Source organism: Enterobacter sp. YSU (assembly GCF_016082135.1).
Lineage (GTDB): Bacteria > Pseudomonadota > Gammaproteobacteria > Enterobacterales > Enterobacteriaceae > Enterobacter > Enterobacter hormaechei_C.
In genome coordinates this window covers 2,753,060-2,774,338 of the sequence record NZ_CP059487.1, presented here as the reverse complement: position 1 = coordinate 2,774,338, position 21,279 = coordinate 2,753,060, and the positions used below count along the sequence as shown (strand labels likewise).

16 protein-coding genes are annotated in these 21,279 nt (G+C 56.5%); 2 read left to right on the top strand and 14 right to left on the bottom strand.

Features of this window, described 5'->3' with window-relative positions:
• Nucleotides 1-38 precede the first annotated feature (38 nt).
• The gene (locus H2Z33_RS13470; protein ID WP_047741221.1) at nt 39-746 is read right to left on the bottom strand and encodes an N-acetylmannosamine-6-phosphate 2-epimerase; all 708 of its coding nucleotides are present in this window, start codon (nt 744-746) and stop codon (nt 39-41) included.
• Nucleotides 746-2,305, bottom strand: a complete 1,560-nt coding sequence (locus tag H2Z33_RS13465) for a maltose/glucose-specific PTS transporter subunit IIC (protein ID WP_017382825.1) — start codon at nt 2,303-2,305, stop codon at nt 746-748. The genes H2Z33_RS13470 and H2Z33_RS13465 overlap by 1 nt, the downstream gene beginning before the upstream one ends.
• 166 nt (nt 2,306-2,471) lie before the next feature.
• Between H2Z33_RS13465 and H2Z33_RS13460 the strand changes: the two genes are divergently transcribed.
• Complete coding sequence (locus H2Z33_RS13460; RefSeq protein WP_015571725.1) at nt 2,472-3,296, top strand: MurR/RpiR family transcriptional regulator; 825 nt, start codon at nt 2,472-2,474, stop codon at nt 3,294-3,296.
• Nucleotides 3,297-3,348: 52 nt separating this feature from the next.
• Here the strand turns inward: H2Z33_RS13460 and eno are convergent, their stop codons facing one another.
• From eno to rlmD, 5 genes are all read right to left on the bottom strand, one after another.
• Nucleotides 3,349-4,647 carry a phosphopyruvate hydratase gene (eno, locus tag H2Z33_RS13455; RefSeq protein WP_006811784.1) on the bottom strand — a complete coding sequence of 433 codons (1,299 nt, stop codon included), beginning with the start codon at nt 4,645-4,647 and terminating at the stop codon, nt 3,349-3,351.
• Between the two features lie 82 nt (nt 4,648-4,729).
• Nucleotides 4,730-6,367, bottom strand: a complete 1,638-nt coding sequence (pyrG, locus tag H2Z33_RS13450; RefSeq protein WP_003862718.1) for a glutamine hydrolyzing CTP synthase — start codon at nt 6,365-6,367, stop codon at nt 4,730-4,732.
• A gap of 223 nt (nt 6,368-6,590) precedes the next feature.
• Nucleotides 6,591-7,382 carry a nucleoside triphosphate pyrophosphohydrolase gene (gene mazG / locus H2Z33_RS13445; protein ID WP_017382826.1) on the bottom strand — a complete coding sequence of 264 codons (792 nt, stop codon included), beginning with the start codon at nt 7,380-7,382 and terminating at the stop codon, nt 6,591-6,593.
• 67 nt (nt 7,383-7,449) lie between these two features.
• Nucleotides 7,450-9,681 carry a GTP diphosphokinase gene (gene relA / locus H2Z33_RS13440; RefSeq protein ID WP_003862722.1) on the bottom strand — a complete coding sequence of 744 codons (2,232 nt, stop codon included), beginning with the start codon at nt 9,679-9,681 and terminating at the stop codon, nt 7,450-7,452.
• A 51-nt stretch (nt 9,682-9,732) separates the two neighbouring features.
• A complete protein-coding gene (gene rlmD, locus H2Z33_RS13435; protein WP_015571727.1) occupies nt 9,733-11,031 on the bottom strand; it encodes a 23S rRNA (uracil(1939)-C(5))-methyltransferase RlmD in 1,299 nt (432 codons plus the stop codon).
• Between the two features lie 57 nt (nt 11,032-11,088).
• Here rlmD and barA point away from each other — a divergent pair, with 57 nt between their 5' ends.
• Nucleotides 11,089-13,848 (top strand): two-component sensor histidine kinase BarA, encoded by a 2,760-nt coding sequence (barA, locus tag H2Z33_RS13430; protein WP_003862726.1) that lies wholly within the window; start codon nt 11,089-11,091, stop codon nt 13,846-13,848.
• A 50-nt stretch (nt 13,849-13,898) separates the two neighbouring features.
• On the opposite strand, the gene H2Z33_RS13425 is transcribed toward barA, so the two are convergent.
• From H2Z33_RS13425 to H2Z33_RS13395, 7 genes are all read right to left on the bottom strand, one after another.
• On the bottom strand, nt 13,899-15,044 hold the full coding sequence (locus tag H2Z33_RS13425; protein WP_032102905.1) for a glycerate kinase: 1,146 nt from the start codon (nt 15,042-15,044) through the stop codon (nt 13,899-13,901).
• A gap of 77 nt (nt 15,045-15,121) precedes the next feature.
• Nucleotides 15,122-16,459 carry a glucarate dehydratase gene (gudD, locus tag H2Z33_RS13420; protein ID WP_032619132.1) on the bottom strand — a complete coding sequence of 446 codons (1,338 nt, stop codon included), beginning with the start codon at nt 16,457-16,459 and terminating at the stop codon, nt 15,122-15,124.
• A 15-nt stretch (nt 16,460-16,474) separates the two neighbouring features.
• Nucleotides 16,475-17,815 (bottom strand): enolase C-terminal domain-like protein, encoded by a 1,341-nt coding sequence (locus tag H2Z33_RS13415; RefSeq protein ID WP_026080574.1) that lies wholly within the window; start codon nt 17,813-17,815, stop codon nt 16,475-16,477.
• Nucleotides 17,815-19,170, bottom strand: a complete 1,356-nt coding sequence (gene gudP, locus H2Z33_RS13410) for a galactarate/glucarate/glycerate transporter GudP (RefSeq protein ID WP_003862734.1) — start codon at nt 19,168-19,170, stop codon at nt 17,815-17,817. The genes H2Z33_RS13415 and gudP overlap by 1 nt, the downstream gene beginning before the upstream one ends.
• Nucleotides 19,171-19,478: 308 nt before the next feature.
• Nucleotides 19,479-19,928: a flavodoxin gene (locus H2Z33_RS13405; protein ID WP_058689542.1), complete on the bottom strand. Its 450-nt coding sequence runs from the start codon at nt 19,926-19,928 to the stop codon at nt 19,479-19,481.
• A gap of 15 nt (nt 19,929-19,943) precedes the next feature.
• Complete coding sequence (gene truC / locus H2Z33_RS13400) at nt 19,944-20,729, bottom strand: tRNA pseudouridine(65) synthase TruC (protein ID WP_058689543.1); 786 nt, start codon at nt 20,727-20,729, stop codon at nt 19,944-19,946.
• Nucleotides 20,726-21,055: a YqcC family protein gene (locus tag H2Z33_RS13395; protein WP_045347787.1), complete on the bottom strand. Its 330-nt coding sequence runs from the start codon at nt 21,053-21,055 to the stop codon at nt 20,726-20,728. Before H2Z33_RS13395 ends, truC begins: the two co-directional genes overlap by 4 nt.
• Between the last annotated feature and the right edge of the window lie 224 nt (nt 21,056-21,279).

The window sequence follows — 21,279 nt, the reverse complement described above, 5'->3', positions numbered from 1 at the left end:
GGGATAAACGATAAGTATCGCAGATCCCCGTCAGATGATCATGCTCCATCGGTGCTTTGCGCGCCAATTGCCGCCATAAACCGTTCCGTAATTTGCTGTGGTCGGGTGATCGCCCCGCCGACGACAACCGTGTGCGCCCCCAGCGCCAGACACCTGGCCGCGCGTTCAGGCGTATCCACGTTACCTTCAGCAATCACGGGGATCGTGACGGCAGACAGCACCTCTTTCAAAAACGCGCAGTCATTTTCCGGTAGCGAATGGCCCGCAGTCTCCGCCGTATAACCGTAAAGGGTGGTTCCGACGCAATCAAACCCCAGCACCTGCGCGGCCACGGCCTCCTGCACGGTGGCAATATCCGCCATCAGCAGCAGCGAAGGGTAACGGGTGCGGATCTGCGCGATCAGCATGTCCAGCGATCCGCCACCGGGCCGTTTCCGGGCGGTCGCATCCAGCGCAACAATGTCCGGGGCGACCGCCATCAACTCATCCACTTCTTTGAGCGTTGCGGTGATGAACACCTCGCTGTCCGGATAGTCTCGTTTGATGATGCCGATTACCGGCAGTGAGACCAGCCCTTTGATAGCCTCGATATCCACCACGCTATTGGCGCGGATCGCAGCGGCACCGCCCTGGGCCGCCGCCAGCGCCATTCGCGACATAATAAACGGGCTGTGCAGCGGTTCGTTTTCCAGCGCCTGGCAGGAGACGACCAGTTTTCCTTTCAGGTTATCCAGTACAGTTTTCATTACGATAAGATCTCTTCTACTTCGTTTTTAATAATGGTGACGTGCGGGCCATAGATGACCTGGACACCGTTGCCGCGGACGATTACGCCGCGGGCGCCGGTCGCTTTCAGTGCAGATTCATTGACTTTGCTACCGTCTTTCACCGTGACGCGAAGGCGCGTGGCGCAGCAGTCAACGTCATCCAGATTGTCTTTTCCTCCCAGCCCGGCGATCACCGCCGCGGCGCGCTCGCTTTGCGGCAGGGTAGCCTCGTCAGCCAACGCCTCCTTTTCACGGCCCGGCGTGGCAAAATCAAAACGTTTGATCAGATAGCGGAAGGTACAGTAGTAAAGGAAGAACCACGGTACGCCCACCAGCGGGACGAACATCCAGTTAGTTTTCGCTTCCCCCTGCAAAATGCCGAACAGCACGAAATCAATAAACCCGCCGGAGAATGTTTGTCCGATGGTGATGTGCAGCATGTGCGCGAGCATGAACGCCAGCCCGTCAAACAGCGCATGAATGACGTACAGCACCGGGGCAATAAACAGGAATGAGAACTCTATGGGCTCGGTAATTCCCGTCAGGAATGAGGTTAACGCCGCAGAGAGCAGCAGCCCGGCAACCCGCTTTTTGTTCTCCGGCCTGGCCGTGTGGTACATCGCAAGGCAGGCGCCGAGCAGACCAAACATCATGGTAATAAAGCGCCCGGACATGAAGCGCGACGTGCCCTCATAGAAATGCTGCGTGTTCGGGTCGGCGAGCTGGGCGAAGAAGATCCGCTGCGTGCCCTCAACCAGGTGACCGTTAACAATTTCACTGCCGCCAAGTGCGGTGGTCCAGAACGGAAGATAGAAGATGTGGTGCAAACCAAACGGGCCAAGCATGCGCAGGATGAAGCCGTACAGCAAAGTCCCCAGATAGCCGGTGGCATCCACCAGCCCGCCGAGGCCAAAGATCAGCTTCTGAAAATGCGGCCAGACCACGGTCATCAGCGCGCCGACGAGTATCGCCGCCAGTGAGCTGATAATGGGAACGAAGCGTGAGCCGCCAAAAAAGCCCAGGAATTGCGGAAGCGCAATTTTATTAAACCGATGATGCAGTGCGCAGGTCACCAGCCCAATAACTACCCCACCAAACACGCCCGTTTCAAGCGTCTGAATACCCAGCGTCATGCCCTGCCCTACGGCGCCCGGGTTCTCATGCGCCAGTTTTCCGGTCAGGATCAGCAGCGCATTGATAGTGGCATTCATCACCAGATAAGCGAGCAACGCCGCCAGCCCTGCCGTGCCTTTATCATTTTTCGCCAGCCCAACGGCGACCCCAACAGCAAACAGTACCGACAGGTTTGCAAACACAATCGAGCCTGCGCTGCTCATGATGGTAAAGATGGCCTGTAGCCAGCCAACGTCTAAAAATGGATACGCAGTAAGCGTATTTGGATTCGATAGCGCCCCGCCGATCCCCAGCAACAGACCTGCTGCGGGCAGTATGGCGATGGGTAACATAAAGGATTTGCCGAAGCGCTGCGCTTTTTCAAACCATCCGCCGGAAGACGCTCCGCTGAACATTTGCATCATTTTTTTATCCCCCTGGTTATTGATGAAAATTTTTACCATATATATTTTTAATTGTGAAAATTACCACCAAAAACCAGGACACCGATCATACTTTTTCGAAATGACTGGCATCTCTCCCCCGCTTTCCGCCACACTAGTTGGCAGAGAAACGCATTAAGGATCTAGCATGTCGGACCATGAAAACCTGCTGCTGAAGCTACGCCAGGAGGCTTCCGGGTACAGCCCAACGCAACAAAAACTGGGGGAGTTTGTCCTCAACGATCCTGCCAGAGTGCTCTACCTGACGATCACCGAGCTGGCGCGTGAAAGCGGCACCAGCGAGGCCAGCGTCACACGCCTTTGCCGCACGCTGGGCTGTAAGGGATATAACGAATTTAAAATGGCGCTTGCGCTGGATATTCAGCAGGGTTTGCCAGAGCGTCAGGCAGGAGATGCAATAGATAACGTGGTGGATGAGTCTGTCCAGGCGCTGCAAGATACCGCAAAACTCCTCGACCGGGCCCAGCTTGAACAGGCGACACTGGCCCTGCATCAGGCGCAGTCAGTGCAAATTTACGGGGTGGCGGCCAGCGCAATTCTGGGGGAGTATTTGCATTACAAGCTGCTGCGACTCGGCAAACCTGCACAGCTGTTTAGCGATATGCATCGCGCCGCCATGAATGCGACGACGCTCTCGAAAGAGACGCTGGTGGTGGCCATCTCAAGTTCCGGCTCTACACGGGATCTGCTTCACGTGGTGAAACTCGCCCGCAAGCGCGGCGTTAAGGTACTGGCGCTCAGCAATACGCCCCGCAGCCCGCTGGCCTCCCTGAGCGATTTACAGCTGGTTGCAGCCAAGCCAGAGGGACCGCTGAGCGCGGGTGCGCTCAACGCCAAGGTTGGCGTGATGCTGCTGGTTGAACTGCTAACCACTTCCCTTATTGCAGTAGACAGCCATTACGGTGACGTTAGCCAGCAAACGGCAAGCGCCACGTTGCCGCTTCTGCTATAGAAAACAAAAAACCCGCCGAAGCGGGTTTTTTCATAAGAACGAAGGTTCAGGCTTATGCCTGGCCTTTGATCTCTTTACGACCGTTGTAAGGTGCTTTTTCGCCCAGCGCTTCTTCGATACGAATCAGCTGGTTGTATTTAGCAACACGGTCAGAACGGCTCATAGAACCGGTTTTGATCTGGCCAGCAGCGGTACCAACAGCCAGGTCAGCGATGGTAGCATCTTCAGTTTCGCCAGAACGGTGAGAGATAACCGCGGTGTAGCCAGCGTCTTTCGCCATTTTGATCGCAGCCAGCGTTTCGGTCAGAGAACCGATCTGGTTGAATTTGATCAGGATGGAGTTAACGATGCCTTTCTCGATGCCTTCTTTCAGGATCTTGGTGTTGGTTACGAACAGATCGTCACCAACCAGCTGGATTTTGTCGCCCAGTACTTTGGTCTGGTATGCGAAACCATCCCAGTCAGACTCGTCCAGACCGTCTTCGATAGAAACGATTGGGTACTGTTTGGTCAGGTCTTCCAGGAAGTGGGTGAACTCTTCAGAGGTGAACGCTTTGTTGCCTTCGCCAGCCAGAACGTATTTACCGTCTTTGTAGAATTCAGATGCTGCGCAGTCCATCGCCAGGGTGATGTCTTTGCCCAGCTCGTAGCCTGCTGCTTTAACCGCTTCAGCGATAACAGCCAGTGCTTCTGCGTTAGAACCCAGGTTTGGCGCGTAGCCGCCTTCATCACCAACAGCCGTGTTCATGCCTTTAGCTTTCAGAACTTTAGCCAGGTTGTGGAACACTTCAGAACCCATACGTACCGCTTCTTTCAGGGTTTTCGCGCCAACTGGCTGAATCATGAATTCCTGAATATCAACGTTGTTGTCTGCGTGCTCACCACCGTTGATGATGTTCATCATTGGTACAGGCATGGAGTATTTGCCTGGGGTGCCGTTCAGTTCAGCGATGTGCTCGAACAGTGGCATGCCTTTAGCTGCCGCTGCCGCTTTGGCGTTCGCCAGGGAAACGGCCAGGATTGCGTTCGCACCGAAGTTAGATTTGTTTTCAGTACCGTCCAGATCGATCATGATCTTGTCGATGCCAGCCTGATCTTTAGCATCTTTGCCAACGATAGCCTGAGCAATAGGACCGTTAACAGCGCCAACCGCTTTCAGTACGCCTTTGCCCATGAAACGGGATTTGTCGCCATCACGCAGTTCCAGCGCTTCGCGGGAACCTGTAGAAGCACCTGATGGAGCCGCTGCCATACCGACGAAACCACCTTCCAGATGAACTTCAGCTTCAACGGTCGGGTTACCACGGGAGTCGATGATTTCACGACCGATGACTTTAACGATTTTGGACATTAGATTTTCCTCAGTACAAGTTAAACTAAAACTCCAGACAAACAACGCGTACCAAAGGTACGCGTTGCCGTTCTAACTTTTTTTACTTCGCCTGACGCTTCTGGTACTCGCTGGCGGCTTTCACGAAGCCTGCAAACAGCGGATGCCCGTCACGCGGCGTTGAAGTAAATTCCGGGTGGAATTGGCAGGCCACGAACCACGGATGGTTAGGCACTTCGATGATCTCGACTAACTGATCATCCCCGGAACGGCCCGCAACACGCAGACCCGCAGCTTCAATTTGTTTCAACAACATGTTGTTGACTTCATAGCGGTGACGATGGCGCTCGGTGATGACCGGCTCGCCGTACAGCTTGCGTACCACGCTATCGTCGGACAGCTGGCAGGCCTGTGCGCCAAGACGCATGGTGCCACCCAGATCGCTCTTCTCGGTACGGACTTCGACGTTACCGTCTTCGTCGCGCCATTCCGTAATCAGCGCCACAACAGGGTACTTACAGTCTGGCACAAATTCCGTAGAGTTCGCGTTTTCCATTCCCGCTACGTTGCGCGCAAATTCAATCAGCGCAACCTGCATACCCAGGCAGATACCGAGGTATGGAATATTGTTTTCACGCGCATAGCGTGCAGTGGCGATCTTGCCTTCAACACCACGGTAGCCGAAGCCGCCAGGGATGAGGATAGCATCCAGATCTTTAAGAATTTCAACGCCGCGCGTCTCCACATCCTGTGAATCAATCAGCTTGATGTTCACAGAGACGCGGTTCTTCAGACCACCGTGTTTCAGCGCTTCGATAACTGACTTGTAGGCATCCGGCAGTTCGATGTACTTGCCGACCATACCGATAGTCACTTCGCCGCCCGGATTGGCTTCTTCGTAAATCACCTGCTCCCATTCAGACAGGTTAGCTTCCGGACAGTTCAAGCTGAATCGTTTACAAATATAATCGTCCAGACCCTGTGATTTCAACAGGCCCGGGATTTTATAAATGGAATCGACATCTTTCATTGAAATAACGGCTTTTTCAGGCACGTTACAGAACAATGCAATTTTCGCGCGTTCGTTCGCCGGAATCGCGCGATCGGAACGGCAAACCAGGATGTCAGGCTGAATACCGATGGAGAGCAGCTCTTTAACAGAGTGCTGAGTCGGTTTGGTTTTCACTTCACCTGCTGCTGCCATGTAAGGCACCAGCGTCAGGTGCATGAACAGCGCGTGCTCACGACCAATATCTACCGCCAGCTGACGAATCGCTTCGAGGAACGGCAGGGATTCGATATCCCCTACGGTACCGCCGATTTCAACCAGCACAACGTCATGCCCTTCGCCACCGGCAAGGACACGTTCTTTGATGGCGTTAGTGATGTGTGGGATGACCTGCACGGTCGCGCCCAGGTAGTCACCACGGCGCTCTTTACGCAGAACGTCAGAGTAGATACGGCCAGTCGTAAAGTTGTTACGACGGGTCATTTTGGTACGGATGAAACGCTCGTAGTGGCCAAGATCCAGATCGGTTTCAGCGCCGTCTTCAGTAACGAACACTTCCCCGTGTTGGGTTGGGCTCATGGTGCCAGGATCGACGTTGATGTACGGATCCAGTTTCATCATGGTCACATTGAGGCCACGGGCTTCAAGAATGGCTGCGAGGGAGGCTGCGGCAATGCCTTTACCCAGAGAGGATACGACCCCGCCGGTCACAAAAATATAGTTCGTTGTCATGCTGAACCTGAGAAGTTAGGGTGAAACGATGGAATAACCAGGACGGGAAAGTAGTATACCCGAACACGACGAGCGCCACAAACTTTCATTCTCCGTCTCCACTCCAGGCCATGACAAACATAAGGAGTGAGAAAATAGCCCCTTTTGGGTAAATGTTTTTGACGCAAATCAAGCGCTTGTCATTTAAAAAATCACACAAATTGCGCTTGATCGCAAAATCTCGTTAGAGATCATGTTCCTGGCGTTTTACTTCCTGCCAGACTTCTTCCATCGCGTCGAGGTCAATCCCGCTCATTTCCAGGCCGCGCGAGGCCACAATCCGCTCAACTTCGCGAAAGCGTCGCTCGAATTTAATGTTCGCTTTTTGCAGGGCGGTTTCCGCTTTTACACCGAGGTGGCGCGAAAGGTTGACGGTCGCAAACAGCAGATCGCCCATCTCCTCTTCCAGCTTTGCTTCATCCACAACGGCCTGCTGCGCTTCATGCATCACTTCGTCGATCTCTTCGTGCACTTTTTCCAGCACCGGGCCGAGAGAGTTCCAGTCAAACCCTACCGCCGAGCAGCGCTTTTGAATTTTGTGCGCGCGCATCAGCGCGGGAAGGTTCAGGGGAATGTCGTCCAGCGCCGAGTGCTGGGATTTTTCAGCGCGTTCGGCGCTTTTTATCTGCTCCCAGCGCGCCAGCACTTCCGCACTGTTGCCTGCGGAGGCATCGCCAAAAATATGCGGATGACGACGCTCCAGCTTGTCGCTGATAGCGGCGCAGATATCGTCAAAGTTAAAGCGCCCCTCTTCCTGCGCCATCTGCGCGTAGAACACAACCTGGAACAGCAGGTCGCCCAGCTCACCGCGCAGGTCGTCGAAATCTTCGCGCGAAATCGCGTCCAGCACTTCGTAGGTCTCTTCCAGCGTGTAAGGCGCAATGGTGGCGAAAGTCTGCTCTTTATCCCACGGGCAGCCGTTTTCCGGGTCGCGCAGGCGTTTCATGATGCCAAGCAGGCGGTCGATTTGAGTCATAACAGATTCCATTAAATGCCTGAGCCGGGTGGCGGCGTTGCCTTACCCGGCCTACAGAAGAGGATGTTTAGCCGCCGTGCAGACGACGCGCGTCAATCACATCCGGCACCTGGTTCAGTTTGCCGAGTACGCGGCCCAGCACCTGAAGGTTATAGATTTCGATAGTCATATCGATGGTGGCAAGCTGCTCGCGGGTATCGCTGCGGCTGGCAACGCCCAGCACGTTGACCTTCTCGTTGGCGAGAATGGTGGTGATGTCGCGCAGCAGGCCGCTGCGGTCGTTGGCAGTGACGCGCACCACCAGCGAGTAACCCGCCGAGTAGCTCTCCCCCCAGACGGCTTCCACGATACGTTCCGGCGCATGCGATTGCAGCTCTGCAAGCTGATCGCAGTCGGAGCGGTGAATCGAGATCCCACGCCCCTGGGTGATAAAGCCGACAATATCGTCTCCCGGGATCGGCTGGCAGCAGCGGGCAATATGGTGCATGAGGTTACCCACCCCTTCAACCACCACGCGGCCATTGTCCTTGCTGCGCTGCTGCGGAGCGTAGGTTTTCTGCTGGAGCTGTTTCAGCGCCGCCGCATCCTGCTCCGCTGCGCTTGGCTTGTTGAACTGCGCTTGCAGGAAGTTCACCATCTGGTTCAGGCGGATATCGCCGCCACCAATCGCCGCTAACAGTTCGTCGAGCTCGTTGAAGTTGTAGCGCGGCAGCAGGAACTTCTCCGCCTCTTTCAGGCTTATCCCGATATGTTCCAGCTCGTCGTCCAGGATCTGACGACCGGCAAGGATGTTCTTGTCACGATCCTGCTTGCGGAACCAGGCGTGGATTTTAGAGCGCCCACGGCTGGTGGTAACGTAACCGAGGTTCGGATTCAGCCAGTCGCGGCTTGGGTTTGGCTGCTTCTGGGTGATGATTTCAATCTGATCGCCCATCTGGAGCTGGTAGGTAAACGGTACGATACGTCCGCCGATCTTCGCCCCGATGCAACGGTGCCCCACATCGCTGTGGATGTGGTAGGCGAAATCGAGCGGCGTGGAGCCTGCCGGCAAATCAACAACATCCCCTTTCGGGGTAAAGACGTAGACGCGATCGTCGAAGACCTGACTGCGCACTTCGTCGAGCATTTCGCCGGAGTCGGCCATCTCTTCCTGCCACGCAATCAGCTTACGCAGCCAGGCGATACGGTCCTCGTGACCGGAGCGACCGCCGCCGGAGGTACCCTCTTTGTATTTCCAGTGCGCCGCCACGCCCAGCTCGGCGTCTTCGTGCATCTGTTTGGTACGGATCTGAATTTCCACCGTTTTGCCGCCAGGGCCGAGCACCACGGTATGAATAGACTGATAGCCGTTTGGTTTGGGGTTGGCGACGTAGTCATCGAACTCATCCGGCAGATGGCGGAAGTGAGTATGCACTATCCCCAGCGCGGCATAGCAGTCCTGGAGACGCTCTGCCACGATACGTACGGCGCGCACGTCAAACAGCTCGTCAAAGGCGAGATGTTTCTTCTGCATTTTGCGCCAGATGCTGTAGATGTGCTTTGGACGCCCGTAGACCTCGGCGCGCACATTCTCCTCTTTCATCGACTGGCGCAGCCCGCTGACAAATTCCTCGATATAGTGCTCGCGGTCAATGCGGCGTTCGTGCAGCAATTTTGCAATGCGTTTGTATTCCGCCGGATGCAGATAGCGGAAGCAGTAATCTTCCAGCTCCCACTTCAGTTGCCCGATACCGAGACGGTTCGCCAGCGGCGCATAGATATTCGTACACTCTTTAGCGGCCAGGACGCGCTCGTCTTCCGGCGCATCCTTCACTTCACGCAGATGGGCAACCCGTTCGGCCAGCTTGATAACCACGCAGCGGAAATCATCTACCATCGCCAGCAGCATGCGACGGACGTTATCCACCTGCTCGGAAGAGACAGAGTCCGTTTGCGCGGCTTTAAGCTGACGAATGGCTGCCATGTCACGCACGCCGTGGATAAGCGCCACGACGGACTGGCCGACGCTTTCACGCAGGACGTCTTCCGTCACCACGTCGGCGTCCGCCAGGGGGAACAGCAGTGCGGCCTGTAGCGTTTCGATATCCATGTTCAGCATGGAGAGAATTTCAACCATCTCCACGCCGCGCCACAACAGCAGTTCAGCGTCCGGATGCCCCTGCGTTGTGCGTAAACAATAGGCCCAGGTTTCGGTTAAGCGTTCACACGACTGCTGGCTGGAAATCCCCAGACTTGCGATCCATTTTTGAGGGTCAAACTCACCAGCTTTATTTAAATGTGCACTTCTTACCGCAACCATCGTCCTCTCCTTTAGGGACAAGGGCCTGTCGAAGTCGACAAGCCAAACTCATTAGATGTGCTCGAACAACACCATCGATTCCAGATGACCAGTGTGCGGGAACATGTCCAGCATTGCCAGACGTCGAATCTGGTAACCCCCGCTCAATAATGCTTCGCTGTCACGGGCAAGCGTCGCCGGGTTACAGGAAACATAGACCACGCGTTCAGGCGCGAGTTTAATTATATGCTGCATCACGCCCGGCGCACCTGCGCGCGCCGGGTCGAGCAGGATCTTATCAAAGCCCTGCTTAGCCCACGGTTGCTGAGTAACATCATCCTCAAGATTTTGATGAAAGAATGTCACATTTTGCAAGCCGTTCTGTTGGGCGTTTTCCTGGCCTTTCACCACCAGCGCCTCAACGCCTTCCACCCCGACCACGCTTGCTGCTTTGCGGGCCAGCGGCAGGGTAAAGTTCCCCATACCGCAGAACAGATCGAGCACCCGGTCAGTGGGCTGTACGTCCAGCCACGCCAGCGCGTTCGCCACCATCTGCTGGTTCACGCCGTCGTTAACCTGGATAAAATCCCGCGGGCTGAACGTTAAGCGTAGCCCGTCTGACGCATACCAGGGCGCTTCTCCGCTGACCTGCTCAAGTATCTCGCTTTGCGGCGCGAGGAAAAGCGCAAGCTCATGAGAATGCGAAAAGCGTTCCAGTTTTTCGCGATCTGCCTTTGACAGCGGCGCGGTGTGGCGCAGTACCATCAGCGGGCCACTGTTGGCCAGCACCAGTTCGACATGGCCCAGCGAACGCACGCCATCCAGTGATGCAAGACAGTGGTGCACGTCCGGGAGCAACGCCTCAAGATGGGGCACCAAAACAGGGCACTGCGTGACAGAGACGATATCGCTGGAGCCGGCTTTGCGAAAACCCATCTCCAGCCGCTCGGTTTTGGGCTGGTAGCTGAGGCTCAGGCGAGCGCGGCGACGGTAGCCCCAGGGCCGATCGGCAATGATGTCATTCACGTCGTGTCCGACCAGGCGGGCCAGCGCGCTGCTTTTACTTTTTTGCTGTAATTCTGTGCTGGCATGCTGTTGCTGGCAGCCACCGCAGACGCCAAAATGGGGGCAGCGAGGCATCACGCGCTCCGGGCTATCATTAAGACGGCGCTTGACCTGACCGCGCGCATACTGACGTTTTTCTTCCGTCAGCGTAATATCTGCGCGTTCTCCTGGCAGCAAACCTGTGATAAACAGTGTCTTACCCTTGTGACGCGCCACCCCCTGTCCAAAAGGATCGAGGTCCGTGGCTTCAACAGTTATGATCTGACGCGTCGTCACGCGTCGTTTTGCAGAGTAGAATTGCGCCATCGCCGAGATTGTTCTCAAATAAACATAATTAGCCTGATTGTCCCATAACGGAACTCCATGACCAACTACAGCCTGCGCGCGCGCATGATGATTTTGATCCTCGCTCCTACCGTTCTCATCGGTTTGCTGCTGAGCATTTTCTTTGTGGTGCATCGCTATAACGATTTGCAGAGACAGCTTGAAGATGCCGGGGCCAGCATTATCGAACCGCTGGCCGTCTCCAGCGAGTACGGTATGAACCTGCAAAACCGTGAATCCATTGGTCAGTTAATCAGCGTGCTGCACCGCCGTCATTCAGAGATTGTGCGCGCCATTTCCGTTTACGATGAGCATAACCGTCTGTTCGTCACCTCGAATTTCCATCTGGATCCCACGTCGCTGAAAATCCCGGATGGTACCCCCTTCCCGCGTCACCTTACGGTGTTGCGGCGCGGCGATATCATGATCCTGCGCACGCCGATTATCTCCGAAAGCTATTCACCCGATGAATCCGCCCAGTCCGATGCGAAGTCCAGCAATAATATGCTGGGATATGTGGCGCTGGAGCTGGATCTTAAGTCGGTACGGCTCCAGCAGTACAAAGAAATATTCATCTCCGGCGTGATGATGCTGTTCTGCATCGGCATCGCGCTGATCTTCGGCTGGCGACTGATGCGCGACGTCACGGGGCCTATCCGCAACATGGTGAATACCGTTGACCGGATCCGCCGGGGTCAGCTCGACAGCCGCGTGGAAGGCTTTATGCTCGGCGAGCTGGATATGCTGAAAAATGGCATCAACTCAATGGCGATGTCGCTGGCGGCTTATCACGAAGAGATGCAGCACAACGTTGACCAGGCCACCTCTGACCTGCGCGAAACGCTGGAGCAGATGGAGATCCAGAACGTGGAGCTGGATCTGGCGAAAAAACGTGCGCAGGAGGCGGCACGTATTAAGTCTGAGTTCCTGGCGAACATGTCGCACGAGCTGCGCACGCCGCTGAACGGGGTGATTGGCTTCACCCGTCTGACGCTCAAAAGCGAGCTGAACCCGACCCAGCGTGACCATCTGCATACCATTGAACGCTCAGCCAACAACCTGCTGACCATTATTAACGACGTACTGGACTTCTCGAAGCTGGAAGCGGGCAAGCTGATTCTGGAGAGTATTCCCTTCCCGCTGCGCAGCACGCTGGATGACGTGGTCACGCTTCTTGCCCACTCATCGCATGATAAGGGTCTGGAACTGACGCTCAATATTAAAAATGATGTGCCGGATAACGTCATTGGCGACCCGTTGCGCCTGCAACAGGTCATTACCAATCTGGTGGGCAACGCGATTAAGTTCACCGAGAGCGGCAACATCGATATTCTGGTCGAAAAAAGGGCGCTCAGTAATAACAAAGTCCAGATTGAAGTGCAGATCCGGGATACCGGAATTGGTATTCCGGAGCGCGATCAGACGCGTCTGTTCCAGGCTTTCCGCCAGGCCGATGCGAGCATTTCCCGTCGTCACGGCGGAACGGGCCTGGGGCTGGTGATCACCCAAAAGCTGGTGAAAGAGATGGGAGGCGATATTTCCTTCCACAGCCAGCCTAACCGGGGCTCAACCTTCTGGTTCCATATCAACCTTGATCTTAACCCGAACGTGCAGACCGACGGCCCGGTCACCGGGTGCCTGAAGGGGATGCGTCTGGCCTATGTGGAACCGAACGCCGCGGCGGCGCAGTGTACGCTTGATGTATTAAGCAGCACGCCGCTGGAGGTCATCTACAGCCCGACCTTCTCCGCGCTGGCGAACGATCATTACGATATCCTGTTGTTGGGGATTCCGGTGACGTTTACCGGAGAACTGACCATGCAGCAGGAACGCCTGGCGAAGGCGGCCTCAATGACGGACTACCTGCTGCTGGCGCTGCCGTGCCACGCCCAAATCAACGCCGAAGAGCTGAAAAACGACGGAGCGGCGGCGTGTCTGCTGAAACCCCTCACCGCCACACGGCTGTTACCTGCGCTGACCGAATATTGCCGTCTGACGCATCAGTCCCTGCCGCTGGAAAACGACGAACATAAGCTGCCGATGACGGTGATGGCCGTGGACGACAACCCGGCGAACCTGAAGCTGATTGGCGTGCTGCTTGAGGATCAGGTTCAGCATGTTGAGCTGTGTACCAGCGGCGCCGAAGCCGTGGAACAAGCCAAACAGATGCAGTTCGACCTGATCCTGATGGATATTCAGATGCCGGGCATGGATGGCATCCGCGCCTGCGAGTTGATTCGCCAGCTTCCGCACCAGCAGCAGACGCCGGTGATTGCCGTGACGGCGCACGCGATGGCGGGGCAAAAGGAGAAACTGCTGGGTGCGGGCATGAACGATTATCTGGCGAAACCGATCGACGAAGAGAAGCTGCACAGCCTGCTGCTGCGCTACAAGCCGGGGCACATTGGCGGGACATACACCATTACAGCTGAATCGCCGGAGATCAGCGTTAACCAGAATGCCACGTTTGACTGGCAACTGGCGCTGCGCCAGGCGGCGGGCAAACCCGATCTGGCCCGCGATATGCTGCAAATGCTGGTGGACTTCCTGCCTGAGATCCGTAACAAGGTTGAAGAACAGCTGGTGGGTGAAAACCCCGAAGGACTGCTGGAAGCCATTCATAAACTGCACGGCAGCTGCGGCTACAGCGGCGTACCGCGGTTGAAAAATCTCTGCCAGTTGCTTGAACAGCAGCTCCGCGCGGGTACGCCAGAATCCGATCTCGAACCGGAGTTCCTGGAGCTGCTGGACGAGATGGACAACGTGACGCGGGAAGCAATGAAGGTGTTGGGGAGCTAAGACCAAAGCCCGGTGGCGCTTCGCTTACCGGGCCTACAGGAGCACGAACGTTAACGCGACATCCCCCGCCCCATCTTTATCACCGCTGCAATATTCCTTGCGGCCATCTGTACATTCTGTTGCGCATTTTCCAGCGCATCCTCCAGCGAGCAGATGGTGTAGATCACGCTGAATACGGCATCCAGTCCATGCTCATGCACCACGCCAACATCCGCCGTCAGGCTGCCGGCAATGCCGATAACTGGCTTGTTATAGCGTTTCGCGACTCTCGCCACGCCAACGGGCACTTTGCCGTGGATCGTCTGGCTGTCGATACGCCCTTCGCCCGTGATCACCAGATCGGCGTCCGCGACCTGTTCATCAAGATGCAGGGCATCGGTGACAATCTCAATCCCCTGACGGAGCTGTGCGCCGCAAAATGCATACAGCGCCGCCCCCATTCCGCCAGCCGCACCGCCGCCCGCCAGGTTTAAGACGTCAATATCCAGATCCCGGGCGATAATTTTTGCGTAATGCGCCAGCGCGTTGTCCAGCGTCCTGATCATCTCCGGCGTCGCCCCTTTCTGCGGACCAAATACCGCAGAAGCGCCTGTCTCGCCGATCAGAGGGTTGGTCACATCGCAGGCCACTTCAATTCGACAGTCTGCCAGCCGCTTATCCAGCCCGCTAAGATCGATATGTGCAAGGCTTGCCAGTTCGCCGCCGCCCGGCCCTACGGGCTGCGCTTTCGCATCCAGCAGTTTTACGCCCAGCGCCTGCACCATGCCTGCGCCACCGTCATTGGTCGCGCTGCCTCCAATGCCAATAATGATATGCTTAACGCCCGCATCCAGCGCATGACGGATCAGTTCCCCGGTTCCCCAGGAGGTGGTGATTAACGGGTTACGCTTTGCGGGAGCAACAAGCTCCAGACCGCTCGCTGCCGCCATCTCGATAAAGGCGCTTTTCCCGTCTCCGGATAACCCGAAAAACCCTTCCACGCGTTCACCCAAAGGCCCGGTAACGGGAACATGGACAAGACGCCCATGCGTGGCTGCCACCATCGCTTCCACCGTCCCTTCGCCACCATCGGCAACCGGTAATTTGACATAGTCCGCTGACGGGAAAATGTCGCGAAAACCGACCTCTATCGCTGTCGCCACCTCCAGCGCGCTCAAGCTTTCCTTATACGAGTCCGGAGCGATAACAATTTTCATAAGCCATCCTTACGCATGTTAGTTACGTTAAGCATACACCACGTAAGGGACCACTCATGGGAGCGGTCCCAATGCGCTTATCGTACCATGCACGGACGTTTATTGTCGAATGTCCACTCTGGGATCAGGTATTGCATCGCCAGCGCGTCATCACGCGCCCCCAGGCCGTGTTTCTGGTACAGCTCATGCGCTTTCATGACCTGGTCCATATCCAGTTCTACGCCCAGACCCGGCGTAGCAGGAACCTGTACCATACCGCCTTTGATTTCAAACGGCTGTTTGGTCAGACGCTGGTTGCCCTCCTGCCAGATCCAGTGGGTGTCGATGGCGGTAATGTTGCCCGGCGCGGCAGCCGCCACGTGGGTGAACATCGCCAGCGAGATGTCGAAGTGGTTGTTGGAGTGCGAGCCCCAGGTCAGGCCGAACTCATGGCACATCTGCGCCACGCGAACCGAGCCCTGCATCGTCCAGAAGTGCGGGTCTGCCAGCGGAATGTCCACCGATTGCAGCGAGAGCGTGTGCCCCATCTGACGCCAGTCGGTCGCGATCATGTTGGTGGCGGTTGGCAGCCCGGTGGCGCGACGGAACTCCGCCATCACTTCACGTCCGGAGAACCCCTGCTCTGCACCGCACGGATCTTCCGCATAGGCCAGCACGCCTTTAAGCTGCTTACCGATTTTTATCGCCTCATCAAGCGACCAGGCACCGTTCGGATCCAGCGTGACGCGCGCCTGCGGGAAGCGCTTCGCCAGCGCGGCGATCGCCTCTGCTTCTTCTTCACCCGCCAGTACACCGCCTTTCAGCTTGAAGTCATTAAAGCCATATTTTTCATACGCGGCTTCCGCCAGGCGCACTACCGCGTCCGGGGTCATCGCTTCATCGTGACGCACACGATACCAGTCGCATTTTTCGTCCGGCTGGCTCTGGTACGGCAGCGGGGTGAGTTTGCGGTTGCCGATAAAGAACAGGTAGCCGAGCATTTCCACTTCGCTGCGCTGTTGGCCGTCGCCCAGCAGGGAGGCGACATTGACGCCAAGATGCTGGCCCAGCAGATCCAGCATCGCGGCTTCAATGCCCGTGACCACATGGATAGTGGTGCGCAGATCAAACGTTTGCAGACCACGGCCACCCGCATCACGATCGGCAAAGGTCGTACGCACGCGAGTCAGCACATTTTTGTACTCGCCCAGCGTTTTACCCACCACCAGCGGAATGGCGTCCTCCAGCGTTTTACGGATCTTCTCCCCGCCCGGGATTTCACCGACACCGGTATGCCCTGAGTTGTCCTTGATCACCACAATATTACGGGTGAAGAACGGCGCATGGGCGCCGCTCAGGTTCATCAGCATGCTGTCATGTCCCGCGACAGGAATGATCTGCATGGAGGTGACTACAGGGGTAGAAAATGTGCTCATCGTTCGATCCTTTTATCAGTGACGTCCAAATACAGGGCGCTTACGGTCAAATGTCCAGCCGGGGATAAGGTACTGCATCGGGCCTGCGTCGTTGCGCGCGCCGCCCGGCAGTTTTTTATACGCTTCATGCGCCTTGTGGATCTGATCCCAGTCAAGCTCCACGCCCAGCCCCGGCGCATCCGGTACGGCAATTGTGCCGTTTTTGATTTCAAGTGGATTTTTGGTCAGGCGCGCTTCGCCTTCCTGCCAGATCCAGTGCGTATCGATGGCGGTCGGGTTGCCCGGCGCCGCCGCGCCAACGTGGGTAAACATCGCCAGCGAAATGTCGAAATGGTTATTGGAGTGGCAGCCCCAGGTGAGCCCCCAGTCATCGCACAGCTGCGCCACGCGCACCGCGCCGGAAAGGGTCCAGAAGTGCGGGTCCGCCAGCGGTATGTCCACCGCATTCAGCATCACCGCATGGCCCATTTCACGCCAGTTGGTGGCGATCATGTTGGTCGCAACCGGCAGCCCGGTAGCGCGGCGGAATTCGGCCATCACCTCGCGGCCAGAAAATCCCTGCTCGGCGCCGCACGGATCTTCCGCGTAGGTCAGCACGTCGCCCAGCCCTTTGCACAGCGTGATAGCTTCATCCAGCAGCCAGGCGCCGTTCGGATCGACGGTGATGCGTGCCTCCGGGAAGCGTTTTTTCAACGCGCGCACGCTGTCAATCTCCTGCTCGCCGGGCAGAACGCCGCCTTTCAGCTTGAAGTCTTTGAAGCCGTAGCGATCCTGCGCCGCCTCTGCAAGGCGTACCACCGCCTCGCCAGAGAGCGCCTCCTGATGACGCAGGTGATACCACTCGTGGCTGCCCGGCGAGCGTTCCAGATACGGCAGATCGGTTTTCGTCCGGTCGCCAACGTAGAACAGATAGCCCAGCACCGTTACCGCATTACGCTGTTTGCCTGGCCCCAGCAGTTCGCAGACCGGCACGTTCAGCGCCTTGCCCAGTAAATCGAGGAGAGCCGCCTCCAGCGCCGCCACCGCGTTAACGCGCAGTTCAAACGTCCAGGCGCCTTTGCCGAAGGTATCAAAATCCGCCGACTGGTTGCCCTTATGCACCCGCTGAACCACCTTGTTCAGGCGGGCGACCTCCTGCCCAACCACCTGCGGGATGGCGTCGACCAGCGTCTGGTAAATCACCTCTCCGCCAGGCGCTTCCCCGACGCCGGTATTCCCTGCGCTGTCGGTCAGCACCACAATGTTGCGGGTGAACCAGGCGTTATGCGCGCCACCAATGTTGAGCAGCATGCTGTCCTGCCCCGCCACCGGAATGACCTTCATCTCCGTCACGATCGGGCTTGATTGCGTTGTCATCATCCGCGCTCCCCAACAGGTTTCAGTTCGATTCGTTTGATGTCACCCACCAGCACCAGATAACTGAGTACCGCCACCAGCGCATGGACGCCTACATAAATCAGCGCGCCGTTGAAGGAGCCAGTGGTGCCGACGATGTAACCGATAGCGATTGGGGTGACAATGCCGGAAATGTTGCCAAACATGTTGAACAGACCGCCGCTCAGGCCGCTGATCTCTTTCGGCGCGGTATCTGCCATCACCGCCCAGCCCAGTGCGCCAATGCCTTTACCGAAGAAGGCCATCGCCATAAAGCCGATAATCATCCACTCCGCGCTGACGTAGTTACAGAACACCATGGTCATGGAGAGCAGCATGCCGAGCACGATTGGCGTTTTACGCGCAATATTCAGCGAACCGGTACGACGCATCAGCCAGTCGGAGATGACCCCGCCAAGCACCCCACCCACGAAGCCGCAGATGGCCGGCACGGAAGCGACAAACCCCGCCTTCAGAATCGACATCCCACGCGCCTGCACCAGGTAAACCGGGAACCAGGTAATGAAGAAGTAAGTTAAGGCGTTAATGCAGTACTGGCCGAGATAGATACCGATCATCATTCGTGAGCCGACGAGCTGTTTGATCTGCCCCCATTTCTGGCTGAACGGAACTTTAGCTTTCTGGGTTTTCTGATCCATGTTGATCAGCGCCCCACCTTCAGCAATGTAGTCCAGCTCTTTCTTGTTCACGCCCGGATGCTGGTTTGGTTCGTGGATCACTTTCAGCCAGATGAAGCTGATGACGATCCCCAGCCCGCCCATGAAGAAGAAGACGTGCGACCAGCCCACTTCGTGCGTCAGCCAGCCCATGATTGGCGCGAAAATAACCGTCGCAAAGTATTGCGCCGAGTTAAAGATGGCTACCGCCGTTCCCCTCTCCTGCGCCGGGAACCATGCGGCCACAATACGGCTGTTGCCAGGGAACGATGGCGCTTCCGCTAAGCCCACCAGGAAGCGGAGGGTAAAGAGCGCAATGATAATGCCGAAGCCGCTGAAGATATCCACGAAGCCCTGTAACAGGGTAAACATCGACCAGATGAAAATGGACCAGAAATAGACCCGTTTTGAACCAAAGCGGTCCAGCAGCCAGCCGCCAGGGATTTGGCCGATTACGTAGGCCCATGAAAATGCGGAGAAAACATAACCCATACCTACCGGATCAAGTCCGATGTCCTTTGCCATCTCAGAGCCGGCAATGGATAACGTGGCACGGTCGCCGTAGTTGAAAGAGGTGACGATAAACAGCATCACCACTATCCAGTAGCGGGCGTTGGTGCGCTTCTCAGCGCTGCTCGCCGCGTGGCTTAATGTACTCATTGTTGCACTCCTGAAACATAGCTTTCGCCTGGTTCATTCTGTACAGCACCTGTAGGGTAATCAGAATGAGAGATTTGTGTTTGGTTTTGGTACGGCCAGAAGCCGTTTTATAGTGACGGGAAAAGTATATGAAGGAGTGCCTCTTCACCTCACCGTGCAAAAACACAGTATTGAAGGGCGTGAGGGAGGTTGTTTAGGGCATAAGCCCAGAGGAGTGGAAGGTGGTTCACGGAAATGGCGTTTGGGGCGGGGTGTAATGCCGGGTGGCGGCTACGCCTGACCCGGCCTGGCGTTTGTATAGTACAGGGTTAGTTCAGGAGCGTTGCCCAGTGTTCAACCCAGGGATTTGACTCGCTTTCTGGCTCAGGGTGTTCACCCGCATCAATCAGCAACATCTCTCCGACGCGCTGAGCGCTCTGTTCCTGCAACAGCGCGTCGAACTGCTTACCGCCACCGCAGAAATTGGCGTAAGAGCTATCGCCGAGGGCGATGATGCCATAGTGAACATCTGGCTGATAGCCAAGCTGGTCTTTAATGCCCTGGAAAAGCGGGACGATGCTGTCCGGCAGATCGCCCTGCCCGGTGGTGGAGGTCACCACCAGAATGTATTTATCTTTATACTTTTCCCAGTCCGCCAGCTCCGGATCTTCATAGACCGTTGCTTTATGGCCCCGGTTTAAGAGGATTGCTTCCGCTTCCTCCGCCACCAGCAGCGAGTTGCCGTACATCGTGCCGACAAAAATGCCTACTTCAGCCATGCTTTGCTCCCGTAATTATTGCGCTTGCTGTTCATCCTGAACGTTGCCTGCGGCAAACTCAACCCTTTCATTTTCGGGGAGTTGTCCCAGCCAGCCAAACTGTGACAGCGCCTGCATCCAGACCTCGTCCAGTCCTGCGCGAATAGTCAGCGGTTCGCCGGTAAACGGGTGCGTCAGGCGTAGCTCGCTGGCGTGCAGCATCAGCCGGTTACAGCCAAAGTGCTCGGCCGCGCTGCGGTTCTGGCGCAGATCGCCGTGCTTGCTGTCGCCGATAATTGGGTGGCGCAGATGTGCAAGATGGCGGCGAAGCTGGTGCTTGCGCCCGGTTTTGGGCAAAAGCTCAACCAGACTGTATCGCGTGGTCGGAAATTTGCTGGTCGCCACCGGCAGTTCTGTGGTCGCCATACCGCGATAGTCGGTCACCGCAGGCTGCGGGCCTTTATCGTCGCGGGCAAATTTATCGGCGATTTTATCCAGTTCCTCCACCAGCGGATAATCAAGCGTGGCGGAATCCGTCAGCCAGCCACGCACGATGGCGTGGTAGCGTTTCTGGATCTGGTGCTGTTCAAACTGCTGCGCCAGCAGGCGCCCGGCCTCACTGGAAAGCCCCATCAGCAGAACGCCAGAGGTTGGCCGATCCAGACGGTGGGCAGTAAAAACGTGCTGACCGATTTGATCGCGCACGGTTTGCATGACCACGACTTTCTCATCGCGATCGAGCCAGCTACGGTGCACCAGCCAGCCGGACGGTTTATTCACCGCCACTAACCACTCATCCTGATAAAGGATCTCAAGCGTCATGCATCGTCACCGGCGAAAAGCGCATCGAGCTTTTCCAGCTCCACCAGCATCATGGCACGCGCCGGGTGGGTCGCTTCCAGCGCCATTTCGTAATAGGGAGAGACGGCAAAAGATGCGGGCAACGCGTGACCACCTTCCAGCAGCGCGTGCATACGCGGAATTAAGACCCACTGGAGCCACTCGAACGGGGCCAGCGTATCCAGACAAAACGGTTGGGTGCTGGCGAACGCGTCTGGCTGCGGCGCGTTATCCTGCCACAGCTGATGGTGGCGCATAAGGGCTTCGATGGCGTGCAACTGCGCACGAACGTTGTCATGATGCGACATATATACCTCAACTGAAAAACGGAATGGCGCGAAGCATAGCATTGCGGACGACAGAAATAAAAAAAGGGAGCACTGTAAAAACAGTGCTCCCGGTTCGTTTCGCAGCATTCCAGCTACAATACGTGCTCCCTGCTCATCCGTGACAACTTTTCCTGATGCCCGAAGGCCTGGTCATCCATTTACCTTTTGCTTCCTGCTCACATCGTCCTGATGTGTAGGTTTCA